At 32.9% G+C, this 26,296-nt stretch carries 22 protein-coding genes, 11 tRNA genes and 1 riboswitch; all 33 genes read left to right on the top strand.

The window, feature by feature from the left end; genetic code table 11:
* Positions 1–105 precede the first annotated feature (105 nt).
* Positions 106–191: transfer RNA gene (locus ACTB1H_RS02575), tRNA-Tyr, on the top strand.
* A 26-nt stretch (positions 192–217) separates the two neighbouring features.
* Positions 218–291 (top strand) — tRNA-Gly (locus ACTB1H_RS02570).
* Between the two features lie 14 nt (positions 292–305).
* Positions 306–382 (top strand) — tRNA-Arg (locus ACTB1H_RS02565).
* 6 nt (positions 383–388) lie between these two features.
* Positions 389–466, top strand: a tRNA-Gln gene (locus ACTB1H_RS02560).
* A gap of 12 nt (positions 467–478) precedes the next feature.
* Positions 479–554, top strand: a tRNA-Lys gene (locus ACTB1H_RS02555).
* Positions 555–556: 2 nt separating this feature from the next.
* A tRNA-Ser gene (locus ACTB1H_RS02550) sits at positions 557–647 on the top strand.
* Positions 648–654: 7 nt separating this feature from the next.
* Positions 655–746: transfer RNA gene (locus ACTB1H_RS02545), tRNA-Ser, on the top strand.
* A 9-nt stretch (positions 747–755) separates the two neighbouring features.
* Positions 756–832: transfer RNA gene (locus tag ACTB1H_RS02540), tRNA-Ile, on the top strand.
* Positions 833–849: 17 nt separating this feature from the next.
* Positions 850–925 (top strand) — tRNA-Phe (locus ACTB1H_RS02535).
* Positions 926–937: 12 nt separating this feature from the next.
* Positions 938–1,012 (top strand) — tRNA-Trp (locus tag ACTB1H_RS02530).
* A gap of 9 nt (positions 1,013–1,021) precedes the next feature.
* Positions 1,022–1,098 (top strand) — tRNA-Ile (locus tag ACTB1H_RS02525).
* A gap of 162 nt (positions 1,099–1,260) precedes the next feature.
* Positions 1,261–1,737: a hypothetical protein gene (locus ACTB1H_RS02520; RefSeq protein WP_463261264.1), complete on the top strand. Its 477-nt coding sequence runs from the start codon at positions 1,261–1,263 to the stop codon at positions 1,735–1,737.
* Complete coding sequence (locus ACTB1H_RS02515) at positions 1,730–2,497, top strand: GNAT family N-acetyltransferase (protein WP_463261263.1); 768 nt, start codon at positions 1,730–1,732, stop codon at positions 2,495–2,497. The genes ACTB1H_RS02520 and ACTB1H_RS02515 overlap by 8 nt, the downstream gene beginning before the upstream one ends.
* A gap of 14 nt (positions 2,498–2,511) precedes the next feature.
* Positions 2,512–3,468 carry a PIG-L deacetylase family protein gene (locus ACTB1H_RS02510; protein ID WP_463261262.1) on the top strand — a complete coding sequence of 319 codons (957 nt, stop codon included), beginning with the start codon at positions 2,512–2,514 and terminating at the stop codon, positions 3,466–3,468.
* Between the two features lies 1 nt (position 3,469).
* A complete protein-coding gene (csaB, locus tag ACTB1H_RS02505) occupies positions 3,470–5,689 on the top strand; it encodes a polysaccharide pyruvyl transferase CsaB (protein WP_463261261.1) in 2,220 nt (739 codons plus the stop codon).
* A complete protein-coding gene (locus tag ACTB1H_RS02500; RefSeq protein ID WP_463261260.1) occupies positions 5,682–6,446 on the top strand; it encodes a WecB/TagA/CpsF family glycosyltransferase in 765 nt (254 codons plus the stop codon). Before csaB ends, ACTB1H_RS02500 begins: the two co-directional genes overlap by 8 nt.
* A gap of 11 nt (positions 6,447–6,457) precedes the next feature.
* Entirely contained in the window at positions 6,458–8,434 is a 1,977-nt protein-coding gene (gene tkt, locus ACTB1H_RS02495; RefSeq protein ID WP_463261259.1) for a transketolase, read from the top strand.
* Between the two features lie 88 nt (positions 8,435–8,522).
* Positions 8,523–9,341, top strand: coding sequence for a Cof-type HAD-IIB family hydrolase (locus ACTB1H_RS02490; protein ID WP_463261258.1), 819 nt, complete (start codon positions 8,523–8,525; stop codon positions 9,339–9,341).
* An 8-nt stretch (positions 9,342–9,349) separates the two neighbouring features.
* Positions 9,350–9,817, top strand: coding sequence for a tRNA (cytidine(34)-2'-O)-methyltransferase (locus tag ACTB1H_RS02485; protein ID WP_463261257.1), 468 nt, complete (start codon positions 9,350–9,352; stop codon positions 9,815–9,817).
* A gap of 32 nt (positions 9,818–9,849) precedes the next feature.
* Positions 9,850–11,457, top strand: coding sequence for a Na/Pi cotransporter family protein (locus ACTB1H_RS02480; RefSeq protein WP_463261256.1), 1,608 nt, complete (start codon positions 9,850–9,852; stop codon positions 11,455–11,457).
* A 101-nt stretch (positions 11,458–11,558) separates the two neighbouring features.
* A riboswitch (glycine riboswitch) is annotated at positions 11,559–11,658 on the top strand.
* A 152-nt stretch (positions 11,659–11,810) separates the two neighbouring features.
* A complete protein-coding gene (gene trxB, locus ACTB1H_RS02475; protein WP_463261255.1) occupies positions 11,811–12,749 on the top strand; it encodes a thioredoxin-disulfide reductase in 939 nt (312 codons plus the stop codon).
* A gap of 17 nt (positions 12,750–12,766) precedes the next feature.
* Positions 12,767–13,084 (top strand): thioredoxin TrxA, encoded by a 318-nt coding sequence (trxA, locus tag ACTB1H_RS02470; RefSeq protein WP_169578268.1) that lies wholly within the window; start codon positions 12,767–12,769, stop codon positions 13,082–13,084.
* Positions 13,085–13,141: 57 nt separating this feature from the next.
* Entirely contained in the window at positions 13,142–14,428 is a 1,287-nt protein-coding gene (locus ACTB1H_RS02465; RefSeq protein ID WP_463261254.1) for a glycine/sarcosine/betaine reductase component B subunit, read from the top strand.
* A 37-nt stretch (positions 14,429–14,465) separates the two neighbouring features.
* On the top strand, positions 14,466–14,939 hold the full coding sequence (grdA, locus tag ACTB1H_RS02460; RefSeq protein WP_169578512.1) for a glycine/sarcosine/betaine reductase complex selenoprotein A: 474 nt from the start codon (positions 14,466–14,468) through the stop codon (positions 14,937–14,939).
* Positions 14,940–14,973: 34 nt separating this feature from the next.
* Complete coding sequence (gene grdB / locus ACTB1H_RS02455) at positions 14,974–16,284, top strand: glycine reductase complex selenoprotein B (protein WP_463261253.1); 1,311 nt, start codon at positions 14,974–14,976, stop codon at positions 16,282–16,284.
* A 77-nt stretch (positions 16,285–16,361) separates the two neighbouring features.
* Positions 16,362–17,900, top strand: a complete 1,539-nt coding sequence (gene grdC / locus ACTB1H_RS02450) for a glycine/sarcosine/betaine reductase complex component C subunit beta (RefSeq protein WP_463261252.1) — start codon at positions 16,362–16,364, stop codon at positions 17,898–17,900.
* 10 nt (positions 17,901–17,910) lie between these two features.
* Positions 17,911–19,092 carry a glycine/sarcosine/betaine reductase complex component C subunit alpha gene (grdD, locus tag ACTB1H_RS02445; protein ID WP_463261251.1) on the top strand — a complete coding sequence of 394 codons (1,182 nt, stop codon included), beginning with the start codon at positions 17,911–17,913 and terminating at the stop codon, positions 19,090–19,092.
* 84 nt (positions 19,093–19,176) lie between these two features.
* Entirely contained in the window at positions 19,177–20,544 is a 1,368-nt protein-coding gene (rpoN, locus tag ACTB1H_RS02440; protein WP_463261250.1) for an RNA polymerase factor sigma-54, read from the top strand.
* A 105-nt stretch (positions 20,545–20,649) separates the two neighbouring features.
* On the top strand, positions 20,650–21,702 hold the full coding sequence (locus tag ACTB1H_RS02435; protein ID WP_463261249.1) for a sugar-binding transcriptional regulator: 1,053 nt from the start codon (positions 20,650–20,652) through the stop codon (positions 21,700–21,702).
* Positions 21,699–22,709, top strand: coding sequence for a type I glyceraldehyde-3-phosphate dehydrogenase (gap, locus tag ACTB1H_RS02430; RefSeq protein ID WP_463261248.1), 1,011 nt, complete (start codon positions 21,699–21,701; stop codon positions 22,707–22,709). The genes ACTB1H_RS02435 and gap overlap by 4 nt, the downstream gene beginning before the upstream one ends.
* Before the next feature lie 58 nt (positions 22,710–22,767).
* Positions 22,768–23,964, top strand: coding sequence for a phosphoglycerate kinase (locus ACTB1H_RS02425; protein ID WP_463261247.1), 1,197 nt, complete (start codon positions 22,768–22,770; stop codon positions 23,962–23,964).
* Between the two features lie 15 nt (positions 23,965–23,979).
* Positions 23,980–24,726, top strand: a complete 747-nt coding sequence (gene tpiA, locus ACTB1H_RS02420; protein ID WP_463261246.1) for a triose-phosphate isomerase — start codon at positions 23,980–23,982, stop codon at positions 24,724–24,726.
* A gap of 13 nt (positions 24,727–24,739) precedes the next feature.
* The gene (gene gpmI, locus ACTB1H_RS02415) at positions 24,740–26,278 is read left to right on the top strand and encodes a 2,3-bisphosphoglycerate-independent phosphoglycerate mutase (RefSeq protein WP_463261245.1); all 1,539 of its coding nucleotides are present in this window, start codon (positions 24,740–24,742) and stop codon (positions 26,276–26,278) included.
* The last annotated feature ends 18 nt before the right edge of the window (positions 26,279–26,296 follow it).

Here is a 26,296-nt window from a genome sequence, read left to right as displayed (position 1 = left end):
TCTTCCGATCTGTAGCTCAATTGGTAGAGCAACTGACTTGTAATCAGTAGGTTGGGGGTTCAAGTCCTCTCACCAGCTCCAAAGTCCGTACATAGGGCTAAATAAGGAGGAGTTCCCGAGTTGGCCAAAGGGGACGGACTGTAAATCCGTTAGCTACGCTTTCACTGGTTCAAATCCAGTCTCCTCCACCATTAATTTTAAAACAAAATGTCCACATGCGGGTGTAGCTCAGTGGTAGAGCCCCAGCCTTCCAAGCTGGTTGCGAGGGTTCGATTCCCTTCACCCGCTCCATTTCAAAAAAACATGCACCTATAGCTCAGTAGGATAGAGCAACGGACTTCTAATCCGTGTGCCGGGGGTTCGAATCCTCCTAGGTGCACCATTATGTTGGGGTGTAGCCAAGTCGGTAAGGCACTAGACTTTGACTCTAGCATTTCCGCAGGTTCGAGTCCTGCCACCCCAGCCATTTTTTAAATTTGATCCATTAGCTCAGTCGGCAGAGCACCTGACTTTTAATCAGGGTGTCCCGCGTTCGAGTCGCGGATGGATCACCAATGGAGAGGTACCGAAGTGGTCATAACGGGGCGGTCTTGAAAACCGTTTGGGCTTTGCGGCCCACGTGGGTTCGAATCCCACTCTCTCCGCCAACCAAAAGGAGAAGTACTCAAGTGGCTGAAGAGGCTCCCCTGCTAAGGGAGTAGGTCCCGACAAGGGGCGCGAGGGTTCAAATCCCTCCTTCTCCGCCACATAATTTAGGGCCTTTAGCTCAGTTGGTTAGAGCGTCCGGCTCATAACCGGCAGGTCCGGGGTTCGAGTCCCTGAAGGCCCACCAATTACATAATATATCTAGCCCAGATAGCTCAGTCGGTAGAGCAGTGGACTGAAAATCCACGTGTCGCTGGTTCGATTCCGGCTCTGGGCACCATTTTTTATAATTAGGGGTGTAGTTCAGTGGCAGAACGTCGGTCTCCAAAACCGAATGTCGTGGGTTCAAATCCTGCCACCCCTGCCATGATCGTAAGGGCCTTTAGCTCAGTTGGTTAGAGCGTCCGGCTCATAACCGGCAGGTCCGGGGTTCGAGTCCCTGAAGGCCCACCAATTAAATATTGATAATATAGAAGAACCTTGTAGAATCAAGGTTTTTTTTATTATGTGCTTAAAATTCGAATAGAAAGAAATCAAAATAATTAATTATAGCCTACTCGATTGTGCTTATTTATAGTATAATGAAAGGTGATAATTAAGGGAGTGGTTTATTAAATGAAAATTAAAGGTAAATTAATTATATTTGCAGCAACTGGAATAATTGCAGGAACTTATTTTGTATCTAATATAATTTCAAATAGGATTTTTGCAGAGCCTGGTACTGATAGCGATCCATTGATTACTTTAAGTTATTTAGAAAAAAGAATTGAAGAGGTTAAACAGTATGTAGATAACAAAACGAGTGGTTCAGACAATTCTAACAGCAATAAATTAGAGGTAATTGAGCTACAAAGCGGGCAGAGAATTATCGGAAAAGAAGGAACAGAATTTATTTTAAGAAGCGGAAGAGCAGTAGCAAAAACGAGTTCTCTAGGGGGCATTTCAGATGTCACAGCAGGGGTTGATTTGCAAGAAGGAGAAAATATACCAAGGAATCATCAACTGATAATACCGAGAGATGATGGACGAGGTTTAATAATTATCCACGATTCTACTTTCATCTTAGTAAGGGGGGAGTATATTATTGAGTGAAATAAATTATATAGTTAAGATGACTCAAGAAATTACTAATGATGATGTGGAAAAGTTTTTGAATTTGTTCAATTTTGTTTTTGATGAAATAAAAGACAATTTATGGTTTAATTGGAAATATAAACAAAACATATATGGAGATTCAATACATGTTTTCGCTTATGATGAAGATAAGTTAGTTGGAATTAGATGTTTTTGGAGGAATGACTTAATTAAACAGATAGCTTATCAACCTTGCGATACTGCAGTGTTATCAGAATATCGAAATAGAGGTATTTTTTCTTCTATGAGTAGATTTGCTCTTGAAAAAAGCAAAGGAGCGTTCATTTATAATTTTCCTAACGAGAATTCACTTCCTGCTAATTTAAAAATGGGTTGGAAAATTTATAAAAATAGATATTTGGGCTTAAATTTAAGACTAGACGATTTAAATAACGAAGAAGATTATATAGATGAAGAGTACTTAAAGTGGAGATATGTTGAAAATCCAAACAATAAATACTATTACACTAGTGGAAGAGAAAAATCATATCTACTATTAAAAAGGAAAAATGGGATATATTTTTATCTTGGAAATTTTGAACCAAAATTCAATCAATATTTTGAAAAAACGAGTGGAGGTTTGATATTTAGATATTTAGATAAAAAAACTTTAACTTCCAGTATTCTAAAAAGCAAAAGCACCACAGTTTATTATGACAATAGGGAAACAGAAACAGTTATTCCGTTTATACCTATAAATAAGGCGGACTACTTCTAAATGAGGGTGATATTTTGAATAAAAAAAAAGTTAAAAAGGTACTGAGAAGACCTATGAATTATATTAATAGAGTCTATACTAAATTTATTTTTTTTAAGAATTCTAAAAAACCAATTTATGACATAGATCATTTAATGGGATTAAATGATAAAGTGATAGTGTTTGCACCTCATGTAGACGATGAAACTATTGGTTTGGGAGGTACTTTGTTAAAATACAAAGAAAAAGGGGAAGAAATATATGTAGTTTACATGACAGATGGAAGTGGTGCAACTACAGATTTAGATGAGGAAGAACTGATAAAACAAAGAAAAAATGAAGCAGAAAACTTAAAAGAAATATACAATATAAAAGAAATTTTTTTTCTCGACTATAAAGATTCTGCATTAGACTATAATGATGAAAATTTAATAGATAATATTAAGTTAATTGTTAAAGACATTAAACCGACTATAATCTATATTCCTTTTTTGATTGACTCACATGTGGATCATTTTAACACTTCTATTTCTGTTTTAAATGCATTATATGATATGGACAATGAATATGTTTCTAATCTAAAGATCATATGCTACCAAATTAATAGCCCTATAATGCCTAATCTAATAACAAATATTACAGCTTTAACTAAAGAACAATTTGAAAAAAAGAAGAAAATATATAGAGTATTTTCATCGCAATGGGCAATGGGATTTGATGTTTTTTCATTGATTGACGAAAGACAAACTTCCTATTATAAAAAAGGTGTTGCTTCAGAAGTCTTTGTAAAATCGGATTTAAAATCATTGATAAAAGCTTCTAAATACCTTATTGAAAATGGATACAATCCAACAGATTATGTTCAACTTAGCAGCGAGTTTAACTTAATAAAAGCTTTTAGACATAATCGAGATAAAAAAAAGGAATTTAGCGATAAAATAGCTGAGATTCTCTTCGGAGAGGAGGGAGGCTCTATAGATAGAGCCATTTAATTTGAAGGTACTGCATTTAATTAGTGGAGGAGATAGTGGAGGAGCAAAAACTCATATTATTTCTTTGTTAAAAGGTTTAAGCAAAAACATAAATGTTAAGCTAATATGTTTTATAGAAGATTCTTTTTATAAGGATGCTTTAAAAGAAGGAATTAATATAGAAGTTTTCAGACAAGATAATAGGTTTGATCTTTCTGTAGTTGATGAATTAGTAGATGAGATAGAAAAAGAAAATTATGACATAATACACTGCCATGGTGCTCGAGCGAATTTTATAGCTACTTTTTTAAAGAGAAAAATAAAAAAGCCATTTGTAACAACTATTCACAGTGATTACAAATTAGATTTTAAAGATAATTTTTATAAGAGAGTAGTATATACAAATCTTAATAGAATAAGTCTAAAAAGATTTGATTATTATATAGCTGTGTCTGATACTTTCAGACAAATGTTGATAGAAAGAGGATTTAGAAGAGATAAGATATTTGTAACATATAACGGAATAGATTGCGATAAAAATGAATATTATGTTTCTAAAAAAGAGTTTCTAGCAAGATATAATATAGATTACGATGAAAATGATGTTTTTATAGGGATTTTAGCACGATTAGACAAAGTAAAAGATCATTTAACTTTTATGAAAGCAGTAAAAGAAGTGTCTAATAATTATAAAATTAAAGCATTAATTGCTGGTGAAGGGCCAGAAAAAGAGGAACTACAAGATATAGCAAAAGAATATGGAATCGAAAAAAATGTGTATTTCTTAGGATATGTGAAAGATCCATTTTCATTTTTAAATGCGATAGACATAAATTGTTTAACTTCTCTTAGCGAGAGCTTTCCATATACTATATTAGAAGGAGCTAAATTAAACAAAACAGTAATAACTACTGATGTTGGTGGTATTAATAAGCTCGTAAAAAATGGAGAAAATGGATTCTTAATTAAAATAGGGGACTATAAAGAACTTGCAAATAAGATTATGTATTTAATAGATAATAAAGATGAAAGAATCAAGATGGGGCAAAATTTACATGATGATGCTTGCACTAGATATTCTTATGATGCTATGGCAATGAACCATATAGAAATATATAAATATATCCTAAATTCTTCTCCAAAAGTTTTAATGTCAGGGTATTTTGGATTTGACAATAGCGGGGATGATGCTATATTAAAAGCAATAGTTAACGATTTATTGGAGTATGATAATGATTTAAAAATCAAGGTGTTATCGAATAACCCGGATAAAACTGAAGATATGTGTGGGGTATTTTCTGCTAATAGATTTAAAATAAAAGACGTTCTAATTTCAATTAGAGAAACTGATTTACTTATAAGCGGTGGAGGTAGTTTACTACAAGATGTTACATCAACTAGGTCCCTTTTATATTATTTAGCTTTAATGAAATTAGCTCTTATTTATAAAAAACCAATATTAGTTTATGCTAATGGCATAGGGCCAATAAATAAGAGCATAAATAGAAAGCTATCAAAAAATATATTAAATAAAGTTAACTTTATATCTCTAAGGGATAGTCTATCTTTAGATTATTTGCAAAAACTAGGAGTTACAAATCCCAATATCAAGGTAACAGCAGATCCAGTGTTTACTTTAAAAGCATCTGATGATAATAAAGTACTAGAAATACTAGAAAACGAAAATATACCTACTGATAAGAAATTGGTTGGTATTTCGATAAGAAAATGGAAAAATGATCCAAAGCTCTTAAACGAATTAGCTAAGACAATAAATTATTTAATAAACACAAAAAAAGTTAATGTGATTTTGATTCCTATGCATCATAGGGAGGACTTTGAAATAAGCAAATGTTTATTAGAATTGACAAATTTAAAAGGATGCTTTATTCTTAAAAATGAATATCCAGTTGAAAATATACTAGGAATAATTAAGAATATGGAATTAATTATCTCTATGAGACTTCACACTTTAATTTATGCCACTACTCAAGTAACACCTATGATTGGAATTGTCTATGATCCTAAAGTCGAAGGATTTCTTAAACAAATAGATTATGAGTATTATTTGCCAGTTGAAAAGGTAGAATCTGAGCATTTAATTAATTTTATTGACAATATATATGAAAAAACACCTGAAATAAAAAATAAATTAGACCAAAACAGGCAAATATTAAGAAATTTATCGAAAGAAAATGTTGAATTAGTCTATCGTTTGCTAGGAAGGGATATTAATGAATAAAGTTGACATATTTGGAATTCAAGTAGAAAACACTACTTTAGATGAAGTTATAGAAGATTTAGAAGATGCACTTTTAAATAAAAGGAAAACAATAGTGTTTACGCCAAATACCGAAATAGTAATGATGGCTAAGAAAGATGAAAAACTTAAAAAGCTTATAAATACAGCTAACCATGTAATTCCTGATGGAATAGGATTGATTTATGGGGCTAAAATTAAAGGTATTACTCTTAAACAAAGAGTTACAGGCTATGACACTTCTATAAGATTATTAGAAATAGCAAACAAGTATGGTTTAGGGCTGTATTTGCTTGGTGGGAAGGACGGAGTCAGTAAAGATGCCTTTGTCAATATATTAAAAAAATATCCAAACATAAGATTATCTGGATATCATCATGGGTATTTTAACGGTGCACATACAGGAGATGAGAATTCTTTAGAAGAGATAAAGATTATTGAAGATATAAATAGGTCTAACCCAGATATACTGTTTGTAGGTTTTGGATTTCCTAAGCAAGAAATATGGATAGATAAAAACAAAGAAAAGCTAAACACAACAATATTGATAGGAAATGGTGGAGTCATAGATGTACTTTCTGGTAGAGTAAATAGGGCACCAGATATATTTATTAAATTAAATTTAGAATGGTTATATAGATTGATAAAAAACCCATCAAGGATCAAAAGGCAAGTCTACTTACCATTATTTTTAATACAGGTAATTTTAGATAAAAATTCTATTTGCGAATTAAATTAGGAGGAGATTTTATGAAAAATATTGATCAACTATGTGTTAACACAATTAGAATGCTATCTGTCGAAGGAGTTGAAAAAGCAAAATCAGGCCATCCCGGAATGCCTTTAGGAGCTGCTCCTATGGCATACACATTATGGGCTAAGGTTATGAATCATAATGGGAAAAATCCCAACTGGGTTAATAGAGATAGGTTTGTTTTATCTGCTGGACATGGTTCTATGTTATTATACTCATTGCTTCATTTGTTCGACTATGGATTAACTATAGATGATTTAAAAGAGTTTAGACAATTGGATAGTTTGACTCCAGGACATCCAGAATATGGGCACACCAAAGGAGTAGAAGCAACAACAGGACCATTGGGACAAGGGATATCGATGGCTGTTGGGATGGCTATGGCAGAGGCTCATTTATCAAAGATATTTAATAGAGATAAATTCAATATAATTGATCACTATACCTATGTTATTGCAGGGGATGGAGATTTGATGGAGGGCATCAGTAATGAAGCATCTTCTTTAGCTGGCACATTGAAGCTTGGGAAATTGATAGTTCTTTATGATTCAAACTCAATTTCAATAGAGGGTAGCACTGATTTGGCATTTACAGAAAATGTAAGAAAAAGATATGAAGCATTAGGATGGCACACTCTTTATGTAGAAGATGGTAATGACTTAATATCAATAGAAAAAGCAATATTGGAAGCTAAAAAGAATTTAAATCAGCCATCACTTATAGAAATAAGAACACATATAGGATATGGCACTGAAAAACAAGATAGTGCATCAGCACATGGTGAGCCATTAGGAGAGCATAACATAGAAATATTAAAGAAAAATTTAGGATGGGATTATGAACCTTTTGTTGTACCAGATGAAGTTAAATCACTTTTAAGAGATATATGCAATCAGAATGAGAACAAAGAAAAAGAATGGAACGAATTATTTGCAAAATACATGGATGAATATCCTGAACTTGCTAGGGAATTAAAAATGTGGTTAGAAAAGACTGTTCCATCAGATTATCTAGATTCTGATAATTTTTGGAGTTTTGAAAAGGATTTATCCACTAGAGAAGCTTCAGGAATATTGATAAATAGATTAGCAGAAGTAATACCTAATTTATTTGGGGGTTCTGCTGATTTAGCTCCTTCGACTAAAACATATATGAAGAATAGAAAGGATTTTTCACATGCAGATTATACTGGTTCTAACCTTCATTTTGGGGTAAGAGAACATGCTATGGGGGCTATACTTAATGGGATTTCATTGCATGGAGGACTTAGGCCATTTGGAGCTACTTTCTTCATTTTTAGTGATTATATGAAACCTGCTATGAGATTGTCTTCAATGATGAAATTACCAGTAACTTATGTATTGACACATGATAGCATAGGAGTAGGGGAAGATGGACCTACACATCAACCTATTGAACAATTAACGGTTTTTAGAGCTCAACCAAATTTTATAACTTTTAGACCTTGTGATGCTAGAGAAACTGCTGCAGCTTGGTATACAGCAATAAATTCAACTCAAACACCTGTAGGAATTGTTCTTTCAAGGCAAACACTGCCATTGTTAGAAGGAACAGGAAAGCAAGCTCTTAAAGGAGGATATATCTTAAGAAAAGAAACAAAGAAACTTAAATTGATATTGATTGCATCTGGTTCTGAAGTTAATTTAGCATATAAAGCTAGTGAAAAACTTGAAGAAGAAGGAATTGGTACTAGAGTTGTAAGTATGCCTTCATTTGAATTATTTGAAATGCAAGACAATGAATACAAAGAAGAAGTTCTTCCATCTAAAGTTAAAGCTAGAGTTGCAGTGGAAGCAGGAGCATCTTTGAGCTGGTATAAATATGTTGGATTAGATGGTAAAATTGTTGGTCTTGATAGATTTGGAGAATCTGCACCAGCTAATAAACTATTCGATAAATTTGGATTCAATGTAGAAAACATTGTAAGAGAAGCTTTGGATTTAGTTAAATAGAGGAAGCCTAAGGCTTTCCTCTATTTATGTGAAAAATATATTTTATATTTAATATAAATGTGTTATATTAAATATTTGGAGGAAAGATATGGATATAAAATTAGTTGCAATCGATATGGATGGCACTTTGCTAAATGATAGTGGAGAGGTTAGCCATAATACTGTAGAGGTCTTAAGGCAAGCTAAAAAAAGAGGTATTGAAATAATTTTATCTACTGGTAGAGTTTTAAAATCAGCGACTTATTTTTCAGATATGTTAGGGTTAAAAAATTATATAATAGCATCAAATGGGGCAATAGTTTCTGATAAAAATTCTAATATAATTTTGAAAATGCCACTTGAATGTGAAACTATTAAAAAGATAGTTGAAATAGCAATAGAAGAAAACATTTATTTTCATTTTTATAATGATGACACATATTTTTCAAATAAATATATCAAAGAAATTGACAAATATTATAATTCATCGAAAGAGAGACTAAAGGGTCAAAATATAAAGTTTGAACTATTTGAAGATATAGATGAAGTTTTAAGAAGAGATATAGAAATTTATAAGTTTTTATTTATGGATGATGATTTAGAAAAGCTAAACAAAGTAAAGAAGAAATTGTCAAGAATAAGTGATATTACCTTGTCAAAGAGTGGGATAAACAATATAGAAATTACAAACAAGAACGCCTCAAAAGGACATGCGCTTAAATATGTATCAGAGTTACTAAAAATAGATAAATCTCAAATAATGTCAATAGGAGATAATGACAATGACATTCCTATGCTAGAGACAGCAGGCATATCAGTAGCTATGGGAAATGCAGAAAAACATATTAAAGAAATTGCTGATTATGTTACAAAGACAAACAACGAAGATGGAGTTGCATATGCTTTTAGAAAATTCATTTTAGAATAGGTGATCAAATGGCTTTAAATATTGTATTAGTAGAACCTGAAATACCTCAAAATACTGGAAACATATCTAGAACATGTGCTATAACAAAGACAAGGTTGCATTTAATTAAACCTTTAGGGTTTTCTTTAGATGATAAACATTTAAAAAGAGCAGGACTAGATTATTGGGATCTTCTTGACATAAATTATTATGACAATTTTGATGAGTGCCGAATCAAATATTATAATCATCCTTTTTATTATTCAACAACAAAAGCAAAAAAAATATATACCGATTTCAAATATGAAGATGAGTCTTTTTTTGTCTTTGGTAAAGAAACTAAAGGCTTGCCTGAAGAGCTTATTTTTAGAAATATTGATACTGCTATAAGAATACCAATGAGAAGTGATTTAAAGAGATCATTAAATTTATCTAATTCAGTAAATATAATTTTATATGAAGCTCTAAGACAACTAGGGTTTCCTGAACTAGTTTAAGCTAAAATCAGAAAAAGGAGGAAACAAATATTATGACTTTGTTAATCCCCGTTATAGGGGGATTGGGAATGTTTCTATATGGTATGACTATGATGGGGAGCGGTTTAGAAAAAGCTGCTGGCAATAGGCTTAAATCTGTCATAGAAGCTTTAACTACTAATAGGTTTATGGGTGTTTTAGTAGGTACGCTAGTAACTATGATAATTCAAAGCAGTAGTGCAACAACTGTAATGGTTATAGGTTTTGTAAATGCTGGCCTAATGACTTTACCTCAGGCGGCAGGGGTAATAATGGGAGCAAATATAGGAACTACTATAACTGCCCAATTAATTGCATTTGATCTAGAATATATTGCACCGATTGCCGTTGCATTAGGGGTAGCAATATGGATGACAGCAAAGAGCAAGAACTCAAAATCATATGCTGAAATATTGATTGGGTTTGGGATATTATTTATAGGCATGGGCATGATGAGTGATGGATTAAAACCTTTAGCAGGTTTACCTTCATTTACGAGAATATTGACAAGCTTAAATAATCCCGTTCTTGGAGTACTAGCTGGGATAGGCATTACTACTCTTGTACAGAGCAGCTCTGCGGCAATTGGATTATTGGAAGCACTTGCAAAAGAAGGGTTAGTGAGTATAGGGATATCTTTGCCAATACTATTTGGAAGCAATATTGGTACAACAACTACTGCCCTTATATCAAGTGTTGGAGCAAATAAGACAGCAAAAAGAGCAGCTGTGATACATTTTTTGTTTAATGTAGTAGGAGCATTTATTTTTATGACTTTATTAAGCTATCCAGTAAAATTATTAGTAGCATACATATCACCAAATGATTTAGCAAGGCAAATAGCAAATGCACATACTTTATTTAATTTTGCAAATGTATTAATTTTACTTCCATTCATTAGTATATTAGTAAAAATTGCTGAAAAGCTTGTACCAGGATCAGATGAATTTGAGGTAACTGAAGCAATATATTTGGATAAACGTATTATTCAGACACCATCTATTGCCTTAGCTCAAGCAAAGAAAGAAACATTAAGGATGGGGGAACTAGTTTACGATAATCTTTCAGCTAGTCAAAGGGTGCTACTTGAGGATAGGACTGAAGAAGTGGATAGTATTCTTGATAAAGAGCAGGTAATTAACAAAGTACAAAGAGAAATCACTGAATACTTGGTAGCATTATCTAATGCACCATTATCAGATGAACAACATGAGGATATAAATGCGATGTTATATGTTATTGGTGACATTGAAAGAGTTGGAGATCATGTGGAAAATATAACTGAGCAGGCTCTATTTAAGTATGAAAACAACATATTCTTTACGCCTGAAGCAGTAAATGAACTCACTGAAATGTTTGAGATGTGTAAAAAAGTTTTCAATACATCAATTGAATCATATAAAAATACTGATGAAAATTTAGCTAGGCAAGTATTAGCTTTAGAAGATGAGGTAGATAGACTGGAGAAGAGAAATAGAGCTAATCATATAGAAAGATTAAACAAAATGCAATGTAGTACTGGCGCAGGTGTAGTATTTTTGGACGTAATTAGTAATTTAGAAAGAGTTTCTGATCATTCTAGAAATATTTCAATGTATGTATTAGATAAATTTAAAGAATAGTATTATTGAAAAATTTTATATTGAAATAATATTTATAGTAAGATATAATTAAATCGAAGATAAGTCGTTAATTTAGTAACAAATAAATATTGCGTTTCTGAATGATTATTGCGGGAGAGACCTATATGGCGCCGAAGGAGTAATTATTTAAGCTAGCCACTTAAATGTGAAACTCTCAGGCAAAAGTACCGTAATATGACAGGACTCTGGAAAGTGATATAACACCGAAGGAGCAATCTCTATTAGAGAGAATCTCTCAGGTAAATAAACAGAGTAAGTAGGCAGGCAGTCTATTTATTCTGTTTTTTTAGTTGTACTTATTTTTTGTTAATTAAATGATTGGAGGTAGAAATATGCTTTATGATGTAGTAATTATAGGGGCAGGACCTGCTGGATTATCTGCTGGACTTTATGCTGCAAGAGCTAGATTAAATACATTGATTATTGAAAAAGATGCAGTTGGCGGGCAGATAGTGACCACAGAAGAAGTCGCAAATTATCCGGGTTCTATAGAAAATGCTACAGGACCATCATTAGTTGCTCGTATGGTTGAACAAGCAGAGAGTTTTGGAGCAAAAAGAACATCTGATACTATAAAGAGTGTTGATTTATCTGGAAAGATAAAAATCTTAAAAGGAGAAAAAGCTGAATATCAAACTAAAACTGTAATAATAGCAACTGGAGCAACACCTAAGAAAATAGGTTGTCCAGGAGAAAAGGAACTCACTGGAAGAGGGGTTTCATATTGTGCTACATGTGATGCTGCATTCTTCGAGGATTTAGAAGTTTTCGTTGTTGGTGGGGGAGATTCAGCTGTTGAAGAAGCTATTTATCTAACTAAATTTGCTAGAAAAGTTACTATAATTCATAGAAGAGATTCTCTACGAGCTGCTAAATCAATTCAAGAGAAAGCTTTTGCAAACGAGAAGATTCATTTTATGTGGGATACCGTTGTCACAGAGCTAAAAGGTGATGGACTATTGGAATCTATGGTTGTTAAAAATGTCAAGACAGGAGAAGAAAAAGAAATTTTTGCAGATGAAAATGACGGGACCTTTGGAATATTTGTATTTGTGGGTTATGATCCAGCTACTAAATTATTTGAAGGCTTAATTGACATGGAGAATGGATACATCATAACAGATGATAAGATGGCAACAAATATTCCTGGTGTATTTGCAGCTGGAGATAACAGGGTAAAACCACTTAGACAAGTAGTAACAGCAACTTCAGATGGGGCTATAGCTGCAACACAGGCAGAGAAATATATAGAAGAAAATACATTTGAATAAGAAGAGGAGGATTAATTATGATCGAATTAACTAAAGAAAACTTTGAAGAAGAAGTTTTAAAAGCAGAAGGCACAATTTTAGTTGATTATTGGAGTCCATCATGTGAACCTTGCAAGGCATTGATGCCTTTTGTTCATAGCTTAGAAGAAAAATATGGAGACAAAATCAAATTTACATCACTTGATATTACTAAAGCAAGAAGAGTTGCTATTGGACAAAAAGTATTAGGTTTGCCAGTAATTGCAATATATCAAAACGGAGAAAGAGTAGATTCAGTAGTAGGAGAAGAAGCAACTGAAAGCAGTGTTGAAGAATTAATAAAGAAGTATTATTAAGCCTCTAACTCATATGAGTTTAGGATATATGTGAAATATTTAAGGGAGGTGAAGTAAATGCGTCTAGAATTAGGTAATGTCCTAATTAAAGATGTAATATTTGGCGATACAACAAAACTAGAAAAAGGTGTTCTTTCAATAAACAAACAAGAATTAATTAACTTATTAATGGAAGATGAACATCTAAAAAAGGTAGATGTTGATATTGCTAAACCAGGAGAAAAAGTTAGAATTACACCAGTAAAAGATGTCATTGAACCAAGAGTAAAGGTTGAAGGGCCTGGAGGAATTTTTCCTGGCATTTTATCTAAAGTAGACATGGTAGGTTCAGGGAAGACAAATGTACTAAAAGGCTGTGCAGTAATGACAACAGGTAAAATTGTTGGGTTCCAAGAAGGAATAGTAGATATGTCTGGACCAGGAGCAGAATATACACCATTTTCTAAATTAATAAATATTGTTTTAGTATGTGAACCAGTTGATGGTTTAAAACAACACGATCATGAGAAAGCTGTTAGGTTGGCGGGATTTAAAGCAGCTAAGTATTTAGGAGAAACAGCAAGAAATATAGTTCCTGATGAAGTAAAAGTATATGAAGTGGATACATTTACTGAAAATCTAAAGAAATATCCAAACTTGCCAAAAGTAGGATATGTTCAAATGTTACAAACTCAAGGATTGTTACATGACACTTATGTCTATGGAGTTGATGCTAAGCAAATAATACCTACTATTATGTATCCTACAGAATCAATGGATGGTGCTATAGTAAGTGGAAACTGCGTTTCAGCATGTGATAAAAACACAACTTATCATCATTTAAACAATCCAGTAATAGAAGATTTATTAAATCTACATGGTAAAGAATTGAATTTTGTTGGTGTAATAATCACTAATGAAAATGTTTATTTGGCAGACAAAGAAAGATCATCTAACATGACTGCTAAATTAGCTGAGTTTTTGGGATTAGACGGAGTAATAATATCTCAAGAAGGATTTGGAAATCCAGATACTGACTTAATTATGAACACAAAGAAAATAGAAGCTAAGGGTATAAAGACAGTTATAATCACAGATGAATATGCAGGTAGAGATGGTGCAAGCCAGTCATTAGCAGATGCTGATAAATCAGCAGATGCAGTTGTTACAGCAGGGAATGCAAACCAAGTAATAACCCTCCCTCCTATGGATAAGGTTATAGGTTCATTAGAGTATGTGGATATAATTGCTGGAGGTTTTGATGGTAGTTTGGATGCTAATGGCTATATTACTGTTGAAATTCAAGCTATCACTGGTGCAACTAATGAAATAGGATTTAGTAATTTAACAGCAAAAACATATTAATATAATAATAGTAAAATGAATGAAAGGAAGTGGAAATATGTCAATCTTTGATGAAAATTCAAAAGTTATCATCATTGGAGATAGGGATGGAATTCCTGGACCAGCGATTGAAGAATGTATAAAAACCACTCCTGCAGAAATAGTTTTTTCAGCAACTGAGTGTTTTGTCTGAACGGCTGCAGGAGCAATGGACTTGGAAAACCAAAAGAGAGTAAAGGAACTAGCTGAAAAATACGGCGCTGAAAATATAATAGTAGTATTAGGCGGCGCTGAAGCAGAAGCAGCAGGATTAGCTGCTGAAACAGTAACAGCTGGTGATCCAACTTATGCAGGTCCATTAGCAGGAGTCTCGTTGGGACTCAAAGTTTATCATGCAGTAGAGCCAGAATTTAAAGAATCAGTAGATCCTGAAGTATACGATGAACAAATCGGTATGATGGAAATGGTTTTAGATGTTGATTCAATTGTGGAAGAAGTTAAAAATATGAGAGAGCAATATTCAAAATATTAATTCTCCATCTAAATCAAGGAGAGGAGGGAATCAAATGGGGAAAATAAGAATAGTACACTATCTAAATCAATTCTTCGCTGGAATTGGGGGAGAAGAAAAGGCTGATTATGAACCAGAAGTAAGAGAAGGAGTAGTTGGGCCAGGGATGGCACTTCAAGCTGGTTTCAAAGATGAAGCTGAAATAGTAGCTACAGTTATATGTGGAGATAGTTACTTTAACGAAAACATAGAAGAAGCAAAATCAAGAGTGTTAGAATTAGTTAAACAGTACAATCCTGATTTATTTATAGCAGGTCCAGCATTTAATGCTGGTAGATATGGGGTAGCATGTGGTGCAATAACTGAAGCAGTTCAAAACGAACTAAATATACCTGCACTTACAGCAATGTATGAAGAAAATCCAGGAGTAGATCTATATAGAAAATCAATATATATCATTCCTACAAAGGACAGTGCAGTTGGCATGAGGGATGCTGTTTCTAAAATTGTACCTTTTGCTTTAAAATTGGCAAAAGGAGAGAAAATAGGTTCTCCAAGCGAAGAAGGATATATTCAGAGAGGAATTAGGGTCAACTATTTTGCGGACAAGAGAGGATCACAAAGAGCAGTTGAAATGCTAATTAAGAAATTGAAAGGTGAAGCTTACGAGACTGAATACCCAATGCCTGATTTTGACAGAGTAACACCAAATCCTGCAATCAAGGATATAACTAAAGCTAAAATTGCTCTAGTTACATCAGGTGGTATAGTTCCTAAAGGAAATCCAGACCATATAGAGTCAAGTTCTGCATCAAAATATGGGAAATATGACATTGAAGGCATTTTAGATTTAACAAAAGAAACTTTCCAGACAGCTCATGGTGGTTATGACCCAGTATATGCTAATGAGGATGCTGATAGGGTATTACCAGTTGACGTGCTAAGGGATATGGAAAAAGAAGGCAAAATCGGAGAACTTCACAGATATTATTATTCTACAGTAGGAAATGGAACTTCAGTAGCTAATGCTAAAAAATTTGCAAGTGAAATAGCGAAAGAATTAGTTGCTGATGGGGTAGATGCAGTTATATTAACTTCTACCTGAGGCACCTGTACTCGTTGCGGTGCAACGATGGTAAAAGAAATCGAAAGAGCAGGGTTACCAGTAGTTCACATTTGTACAGTTGTACCTATTTCACTGACTGTTGGTGCAAATAGAATAGTTCCAGCAGTAGCTATACCTCACCCACTTGGCAATCCTCAATTAACTGCTGAGGAAGAAAAAGAGTTGAGAAGGAAATTAGTAGAAAAAGCACTAAAAGCTCTAACAACTGAAATTACAGAACAAACAGTATTTGAAGATTAATAAAGGTTTAATATTTTAGAAAAGGGTGATTATAATCACCCTTTTCTAAAATTAATAATAATACGGAGGTGACTCATTTGAGTAATGCAGTTATAAAATGTGCAAGTTATATTTTAGTACATGCACCAGATATGGTTATTCATAATGGTTCAACACAAACAACTGAAAAACTATTAAATCCAAATTCCGAGTATCTTAAAAACATTAGAAGTAGCTTAAGAAGTTATGAAGAAGCAATAAATTATTTGCCAAATCAAGTATATATTGGAAATAAAACTCCTGAGGATTTAAAATCGACTCCTCAACCTTGGGTTGATAAACCTGTTCTAAATTCATCTAGATATGGCAAGTTTGGGGAAATAATGCCAGAGGATGAATTTATTGGATTGATGAAGATAGTAGATGTATTTGATTTAGTAAAATTATCAAAAGAATTTACTAGTTCAATTAAAGAGAAACTATTAAATCATGACTTAATAAACAATGAATTAGTTTCAAGACTAAAAGATGGCGAAGATTTAGGAGATGTTGAAAAACTTATCAATGAACAGGAAGCAGAACCACTTTATTTTGACAACAATTTAGTTGGATGTGTAAAAAGAGCTCATGACATTGATCCTAATTTAAGTGCTCATGTTATTTTTGAAAATTTAGTATCAAAAGCATCAGGAGTTTTAGCAGCACTACATTTGATAAAAAGAGCAAATATAGACCCTAATGAAATAGAGTATGTAATTGAATGCTCAGAAGAAGCATGTGGAGATATGAATCAAAGAGGTGGAGGAAACTTTGCAAAGGCTATTGCTGAGTTTGCTGGACTTATTAACGCAACTGGCTCAGATGTACGAGGTTTCTGTGCAGCACCTACCCATGCAATAATATCTGCAGCTTCATTAGTAAAAGCAAAGACATTTAAAAATGTTTTAGTAGTATCAGGCGGCTCTACAGCAAAATTAGGGATGAATGGGAAAGATCATGTGAAGAAAGGATTGCCTATATTAGAAGATGTTATTGGCGGCTTTGCAGTTTTAGTAAGTGAAAACGATGGTATTAGCCCAATAATAAGGAATGATTTAGTAGGAAGGCATACAGTAGGAACAGGATCTTCACCACAGGCAGTAATAACATCGCTTGTTACAGCTCCGCTTGATAGAGGCAATTTAAAAATTACAGATATAGACAAATATTCCGTAGAAATGCAAAATCCCGACATAACCAAACCCGCTGGAGCAGGAGATGTACCAAATGCTAATTATAAAATGATAGCTGCTTTAGGAGTTAAAAGAGGAGAATTAGATAGGACACAAATAAATGAGTTTATAGATAAACATGGTATGGAAGGATGGGCTCCAACTCAAGGACACATTCCATCTGGAGTACCATATGTTGGTTTTGCAATAGATGATATCATGAGTGGAAATGTTAACAAAGTTATGATAGTAGGTAAAGGTAGTTTATTTTTAGGCAGAATGACTAATTTGTTTGACGGAGTTTCTGTGGTTATAGAAAAAAATGATGGTAAAAAAGAAGAGAATAAAGGTATTTCTGAAGAACAAATTAGAAATTTTGTGGCTGAGGCAATGAGAGATTTTGCAGCGCACCTTTTAGAAGAATAGGGGTGATTTTGTGCAAACAGAAAATGTTAAAAAAACTGTAGCTAAAATATTCAATGAAATAGCAGATACTTTAGAAACAGGTCAATATGGTCCCAAAATAAGAGTTGGGGTAACAACTTTAGGAAGCGAACATGGAATTTCTAATGTTGTAAAAGGTGCTGAATTAGCACAAGATAGAAATAAAACAATAGAAGTTGTTTTAATAGGACCTAAAGTTGACTCTAGTTTGACCCAAATCATAGTTGATAATGAAGATGAAGCATATAAAAAAATGGAAGAAATGCTTGATAATAATGAAATAAACTCATGTGTTACTATGCATTATAATTTTCCTATTGGGGTTTCAACTGTTGGACGAGTAATAACTCCAGGTAAAGGTAAAGAAATGTTCATTGCAACAACTACAGGAACATCTTCTTCAAATAGAGCTGAAGCTATGGTAAAAAATGGGATATATGGGATTATTACAGCAAAAGCTATGGGAATAGAAAATCCTACAGTAGGCATATTAAATGTTGATGGAGCAAGACAAGTTGAAAGGATTTTTAAAGAGCTTATTTCAAACGGATATGATATAAAATTGACTGAATCCACAAGAGCTGATGGCGGTTGTGTAATGAGAGGAAACGACTTGTTAGCAGGAACACCTGATATAATGGTAACTGACACTCTAACAGGCAACATACTGATGAAAGTTTTTTCGGCATATACAACTGGTGGGAGTTACGAATCATTAGGTTTTGGATATGGTCCTGGAATTGGAGAAGACTACAACAGACTTATACTAATCATATCTAGGGCATCAGGCTCTCCAGTAATAGCTAATGCAATAAATTATGCTGCTGACTTGGCAAAAGGTAAAATATTCGACATAGCTAGAAGTGAATTTGAAAAAGCTAACAAGGCAAACTTAAAAGAAATTCTCAAATCACTTAATAAAGATTCAGTTAAAAAAGATGAAAAGAAAGAAATAAAAAGCCCAGATAAAGAAGTTGTAACTGCTACAATAGATGGAATTGATATTATGGAATTAGACGATGCTGTTAGTGTATTATGGGAAAATCAAATTTACGCAGAATCAGGCATGGGTTGCACGGGTCCGATTGTTATGGTAAATGAGAATAACCTAAAAAAAGCTATAGATGTATTAGCAAATGCAGGATATAATGTAAAAAAAGCTGAAGAATGTTAAAAACTTAAGGTCTTAGACCTTAAGTTTTTTTGTTAAGTTAGCCTAAATTTGATATAATATAAGCAGTAAATGGAGGTGAAGTAATTGAAGCTTAATTATGAATTAACATTAGAACAGAGTCAAAAATTAGTTATGACTCCAGAATTAAGACAAGCAATTCAATTGCTTCAATATACTAGTCTAGAACTGCAAGAATTTATTTTAAAAGAAATTGAGGAAAATCCGCTATTAGAATACGAAGAATTTGAAGATATTGAACAACCTCAAGATATATTTAATGAAATAGATGAGATAGATTGGAAAGAGTTCATAGAAAAGTATGATGATATAAGCTATAAAGAAGAAGTTGATAAGAATTTAAAATCTACAGTTTATGAAAACTTTTTCACATCCTCTCAATCATTAAAGGATTATTTATTAGAGCAACTTTCTATGGTAAGTTTAGGGCATAGAGAGTATAAAATAGGAGAATATATAATTCAAAACATCGACGGAAATGGATATTTAAACTCAAGTATATATGAAATCTCTGAAGCACTAAATGTATCTGTAGAAGAAGTTGAATTAATGCTTGGAATAATTCAAACATTCGAACCAGAAGGAGTTGGAGCAAGGAATTTAAAAGAGTGTTTGTTATTACAAATAAAGGATAAAAGAGATACGCTAATCAACACAATCATAGAAGAATATTTAGAGGATATTGCCCTTAACAAACTTTCTAAAATTGCAGCAGAGTTACACATAAATGTAGAGGAAGTACAAAAAATTGCAGATGAAATAAAATTACTAGAACCAAAGCCTGGTAGGTCATTTGGTGGGTATGATAAAGAAATAAAATATATAATCCCAGATGCAACAGTTGAGAAAATTGGTGGAGAATATGTTGTATTACTTAATGAAATAACAGCACCTAGGTTAAATATTAACAATTTTTATAAAAATTTAATAAAAAATTCTGATGAAGCAACACGACAATTTTTGCAAGAGAAATTAAATTCCGCTGTTTGGATTATAAAAAGCATTGAACAAAGGAAGCAAACATTATTGAAAGTAATAGAATCTATTATTAAATTTCAGATAAATTTTTTTGAAAAAGGAGAAGGCTATTTAAAACCTCTAACATTAAAGGAGGTAGCCGATGACATCAATATGCATGAATCGACTATTTCGAGAGCTACAAATGGGAAATATATACAGACATCAAGAGGGATTTTTGAATTAAAATATTTCTTTACTCAAGCAATTAAAGGAAACGATGGAATGGTTTCATCTGATTCTGTGAAAAATTTAATCAGAAACATTATAGAAAAAGAAGATATTAAAAGACCATTAAGCGATCAACAAATATCAGATGAATTAGAAAAAATGGGAATCATTATTTCAAGAAGAACTGTAGCTAAATACAGAGAAGAGTTAAGTATTCCTTCTTCAAAATTAAGAAAAAGATTTTAATTTGTTTTTACCTTGATATTTTTTCCAGGGTTGGGTATAATAAGGATGTGATTTTTATAAAAGCTGGGACAAAAATAATACATGAGGGACAATATTTGTCCACATATGGAGGTGGTCCCATTAGTTAATTTAAATTTAATAAAGATGATAGTGCCTGAAACCTTGGAACTATTAGAGAAGCGATACATTATACTAAGAGAAGTTAAAAATAATCAGCCTATAGGAAGAAGGGCTCTTTCTGCAAATATAGGCATGAGTGAACGAAATGTTAGAACAGAAGTGGAAAATTTAGTTAAACTTAATTTATTAAACATAAAAAATATGGGTATGTATGTAACTGATGATGGTGAAAAATTATTGGTTGAACTCTCTGAAATTTTCCAAGAGATAATAATAAAACCAGGACTATCAAAAGAAGTAACAAACATTTTAGGTGTAAATGAATGTTATGTAGTCTCTGGAGATTCATCTCTCAGTGATTTAACATTAAATGATTTAGCCAAAGCAGCTTCAGATGTTTTAATCAGTCATTTAAAACCAAATTCTGTTGTTGGTGTGACAGGTGGACATACAATGCTAGCAGTTTCTGAGCAAGCCACATCAAATGGAGATTTTAAAAACGTCACTATAATACCAGCAAGAGGTGGACTTGGGAATGACTTAAAAACTCAGGCAAATACGGTGGCATCAAAACTAGCTCAAAATATAGGAGCAAATTACAAGCTCCTTTACATTCCAGATAGCATAGGACAGGATATCAATGAAATAGCTAATAAAAACAAGGAAATAAAAGACATTCTAGATTTGATTGAAAGAATTGATATCTTCATTTTTGGGATTGGTAGAGCTGACATAATGGCTAGAAGACGAACATTGCCTGAACAAAATATAGAATTTTTAAAACAAAATCAAGCTGTTGCAGAGGCTTTTGGTCATTTCTTTGACATTAAAGGTAAAGACGTATTTGAATATGGCTCAGCAGGGTTATCTCTAAACAAATATCTAGAGATACCAAAAGTGATTGGGGTTGCTGGCGGAGAAGATAAATCCGAAGCAATTATTGCAATCTCTTCATTGAGAAAAGACATAATTTTAGTAATCGATGAATCAGCAGCAAAAAAAATTATAACAAAAAATATTAAGGAGGAGTTTATATGACATTGAAAGTTGGATTAAGTGGATTTGGTAGAATAGGTAGAGATGTAACAAGAGCTTGGGCAGAGAGCAATACTGATGCTTTTGACATAGTTGCAATAAATGAAATTGGTGGAACAATTGAGCAAATGGCTCATCTATTTAAATATGATAGTGTTTATGGAATATTCAATGGAACAGTTGAAACTTATGATGAAGGAATCATTATTAATGGAAAGAAAATAAAGGTAGTTGCAGAAAAAGATCCTTCAAAATTGCCATGGGGAGAACTAGGAGTAGATATCGCAATAGACTCAACTGGAGTATTTAAAAAGAGAGAAGACTTTGAAAAACATCTTCAAGCAGGTGCAAAAAAATTAGTTATAACTGCACCAACTGAAGGGGAAGATATAACAATCGTATTAGGAGTAAATGATGATAAATACGACCCTGTTAATCACAACATTATTTCAAATGCATCTTGCACAACCAATTGCTTAGCTCCGATTGCTAAAGTCGTATTAAATAACCTTGGAATTAAAAAAGGATTAATGACCACAGTACATGCATATACAAATGATCAACAAGTTCATGACAAATTCCACAAAGACCCTAGAAGAGCAAGAGCAGCAGCAGAAAATATAATACCTACTACAACAGGGGCAGCAAAGGCTGTGGCTTTGGTATTGCCAGAATTAAAAGGCAAATTAAATGGATTCTCCGTAAGAGTACCTGTACCAACAGTATCTTTAGTAGATGTAGTATTTGAAGTTGAAAAACCAACAACAGCGAAAGAAGTCAACGATTTATTAAAACGAGCAAGTGAAAACGAACTTAAAGGAATTCTTGGTTATACAGAAGAACCACTTGTTTCCAGAGATTTCTTAAAAGACAGAAGATCATCAATAATTGATGCTGATTCTACAATGGTTATAGATAATATGGTAAAAATTGTATCTTGGTATGACAATGAGTGGGGTTATTCAAATAGAGTAGTTGATTTAGTAAGTATGATAGCATCAAGATGGTAAAGAGGTCGGGTCTATTGACCCGACTTATCCATTAATAATATCTTTGGAGGTTGATATTTTGAAAAGGAAAAAAACGCTTAAAGATTTAGATGTAAATGGCAAAAGGGTTTTAGTTAGAGTCGACTACAATGTTCCTATGGATGAAAACTTAAATATAACTGATGATATTAGGATAACTAGCTCATTACCAACAATTAATTATTTACTTGAAAATAATGCAAAAGTTATCTTGATGTCACATCTAGGAAGACCTAAAGGAGAGCCAAACAAGAAATATTCTTTAGCACCTGTAGCAAAGAGGCTATCAGAACTTATAAATAGAGAAGTAATATTTGCAGATGATGATAATGTGGTTTCAGAAAAAGTTAAAGAGATGGCATATAATATGAAACCAGGAGATGTGATGTTACTTCAAAACACTAGGTTTAGAAAAGAAGAAGAAAAGAATGGAGAAGAGTTTGCAAAAGAACTTGCAAGCCTAGGCGAATTATTCGTAAACGATGCATTTGGAACATCACACAGAGCTCATGCATCTAATGTAGGTGTTTCAAAATATTTACCATCTGCACTAGGATTTTTAGTTGAAAAAGAAGTAAATATAATGGGAAAAGCTCTTGAAGAACCAGAGAGACCTTTTGTCGCTATATTAGGTGGAGCTAAAGTATCAGACAAGATAGGAGTAATTGAAAATTTAATTTCAAAAGTTGATGCTATAATAATTGGTGGAGGAATGGCTTTCACTTTTTTAAAGGCTAAAGGATATGAAATTGGGAAGTCTCTGTTAGAAGAAGACAAATTAGAACTGGCAAAAGAATTGATGGAGAAAGCAGCAGAAAGGAATGTAGCCATTGCATTGCCAGTAGATGTTGTTGTAGCAAAAGAGTTTAAGAATGATACTGAATTTAAAACTGTTTCTATCGATTCAATCCCTGAAGATATGATAGGCTTGGACATTGGGCAAGAGAGTATAGAAATATTTGGGAATATTATAAAGGAAGCTAAAACTATCATTTGGAATGGACCTATGGGTGTTTTTGAAATGGATAATTTCAGTAAAGGTACTTTTGAGATAGCAAAAGCTTTAGCTAAAACAGATGCAATAACAATCGTCGGCGGTGGTGATTCGGCTAGTGCTGTTGAAAAAGCAGGTCTTGCAGACAAAATGACTCATATATCAACAGGAGGAGGAGCTTCACTAGAGTTTTTAGAAGGCAAAGTATTACCAGGAATTGATGCTATAGACGATGTAGAATAGTAAGGAGGAGCACTATTGAGAAAACCTATTATAGCAGGAAATTGGAAAATGAATAATACAATAGTAGAAGGGCAAGCTTTAGTTAGTGATATTTTAAATCGAGAATTGAATGAAAGTGTTGAAGCTGTAATCTGCGTACCTTTTACTTTTCTTCAAACAGCTAGTAAAATGGTAGATGGAAATAAAATCAAATTAGGCGCACAAAACATGCATTGGGAAGAAAAAGGAGCATATACAGGCGAAATTTCTCCATTGATGTTAAATGAGCTTAATGTAGAATATGTTATAATTGGACATTCCGAGAGAAGACAGTATTTCAATGAAACTGACAAGACTGTTAACATGAAAACAATCTCTGCTTTATCACATAATATAACTCCGATAGTATGTGTTGGGGAGAGCTTACAAGAAAGAGAGAATGACAGTTACAAAGAGTTGATAGAAGATCAAGTAAGGAAAGCATTTGAAGGAATCTCTACAGAAGATGCTAAAAAAACTGTAATTGCCTATGAACCTATATGGGCTATTGGAACTGGAAGGACAGCATCAAGTGAACAAGCTGAAGAAATTTGTCAATTGATAAGAAATGTGTTGACCAGTTTATATGATGAGAAAACAGCTCAAGCTATTAGAATTCTTTATGGTGGTAGTGTAAAACCTGAGAACATAAAAGAATTAATGGCTATGGAAAATATTGATGGAGCTTTAGTTGGTGGAGCAAGTCTCAAAGCAGATGATTTTGCTCAACTTATCAACTATTAGGTGGGGGAATATTATGGCAAAAAAACCATTAATGCTAATGATTTTAGACGGATTCGGGTTAGGAAAAGAATATGAGGGAAATGCTGTATATTTAGCTAAAAAACCAAATTATGACAAGATAATAGCAAAATACCCTCACAGCACTTTACATGCAAGTGGACTTTATGTAGGATTACCTGAAGGACAAATGGGAAATTCAGAAGTTGGGCACTTAAATATTGGCTCAGGCAGAATTGTATATCAGGAGCTTACAAGAATCACAAAAGAAATTAATGAAGGTAATTTCTTTAAAAAAGAAGAGTTTTTAAATGCAATAGAACATGCGAAAAAAAATGGCTCTAAACTTCACTTAATAGGATTAGTATCTGATGGTGGAGTTCATAGTCACAACACTCATCTGTATGCTTTACTTGAACTTATGAAACAACAAAATTTTAACGATGTCTATATTCATGCTATTCTAGATGGTAGAGATGTACCACCTACAATAGGTAGTAAACATATCAGAGAGCTAGAGGCTAAGATAAAGGAAATCGGAGTTGGTAGAATTGCTACTGTATCAGGAAGATATTATGCAATGGATAGGGACAAGAGATGGGATAGAGTAAAACTTGCATTTGATGCAATATGTTTAGGAATTGGTAAAACTAAAGCCAATCCGATAGATGCAATTGAAGAATCATATAAAGAAGGTGTGAATGACGAATTTATTCTACCAACTGTTATAGTCGAAGGCAATAAACCTATTGCTACTATCGAAGATAATGACTCGATTATTTTCTTCAATTTCAGGCCAGACAGAGCAAGAGAATTAACAAGAGCAATTATTGACGATAAATTCGATGGCTTTGATAGACCTCTTAGAAAAAATTTGTATTATGTGACAATGACAGAATATGATAAAACAATTCCTCATGTGCATGTCGCATATAAAACAGAAAATTTAATAAACACTCTAGGTGAGACCGTAAGCAAATTAGGTTTAAACCAATTGAGAATAGCTGAGACAGAGAAATATGCTCATGTAACGTTCTTCTTTAATGGTGGTAGAGAAGTACCTTATGAGAATGAGGACAGAGTTTTGATTCCATCACCTAAAGTAGCAACATATGATTTGAAACCAGAAATGAGCGCTTATGAAGTAAAAGATGAAGTAATAAATAGAATAAAATCCGGCAAATATGATTTAATCATATTAAACTTTGCAAATCCAGACATGGTAGGGCATACTGGAGTAATACCAGCAGCTATAAAAGCCATTGAAACAGTTGATGAATGCATGGGAGAAATATTAGATGTAATGAATGAAGTGGGTGGAGAAGTTCTCGTAACAGCTGATCATGGGAATTCAGAGTATATGTTAGATGAAGTCACTAAAACTCCAGTAACATCCCACACTTCAAATAAAGTTCCATTCATTTTAGTAAGTGATAGAGAAGTATCACTAAAAGATGGTATATTAGCAGACATTGCTCCAACAATATTATATTTGCTTGGAATAGATAAACCAATAGAAATGACAGGAGAATCATTAATAATTGAAAATAAATAAGTATAAGGAGTGATAGTT

The organism is Soehngenia sp. (genome assembly GCF_055108775.1).
Note: the sequence above shows the minus strand (reverse complement) of the source record. Positions and strands in the feature narration are given on the sequence as shown.

Coding starts and splice junctions, on each gene's coding strand:
- ACTB1H_RS02490 (WP_463261258.1), top strand. CDS start 8,523: ATGGATATAAAATTAGTTGCAATCGATATGGATGGCACTTTGCTAAAT.
- ACTB1H_RS02465 (WP_463261254.1), top strand. CDS start 13,142: ATGCGTCTAGAATTAGGTAATGTCCTAATTAAAGATGTAATATTTGGC.
- ACTB1H_RS02485 (WP_463261257.1), top strand. CDS start 9,350: ATGGCTTTAAATATTGTATTAGTAGAACCTGAAATACCTCAAAATACT.
- gpmI (WP_463261245.1), top strand. CDS start 24,740: ATGGCAAAAAAACCATTAATGCTAATGATTTTAGACGGATTCGGGTTA.
- trxA (WP_169578268.1), top strand. CDS start 12,767: ATGATCGAATTAACTAAAGAAAACTTTGAAGAAGAAGTTTTAAAAGCA.
- ACTB1H_RS02435 (WP_463261249.1), top strand. CDS start 20,650: ATGGAGGTGGTCCCATTAGTTAATTTAAATTTAATAAAGATGATAGTG.
- gap (WP_463261248.1), top strand. CDS start 21,699: ATGACATTGAAAGTTGGATTAAGTGGATTTGGTAGAATAGGTAGAGAT.
- trxB (WP_463261255.1), top strand. CDS start 11,811: ATGCTTTATGATGTAGTAATTATAGGGGCAGGACCTGCTGGATTATCT.
- ACTB1H_RS02520 (WP_463261264.1), top strand. CDS start 1,261: ATGAAAATTAAAGGTAAATTAATTATATTTGCAGCAACTGGAATAATT.
- tkt (WP_463261259.1), top strand. CDS start 6,458: ATGAAAAATATTGATCAACTATGTGTTAACACAATTAGAATGCTATCT.
- ACTB1H_RS02500 (WP_463261260.1), top strand. CDS start 5,682: ATGAATAAAGTTGACATATTTGGAATTCAAGTAGAAAACACTACTTTA.
- ACTB1H_RS02480 (WP_463261256.1), top strand. CDS start 9,850: ATGACTTTGTTAATCCCCGTTATAGGGGGATTGGGAATGTTTCTATAT.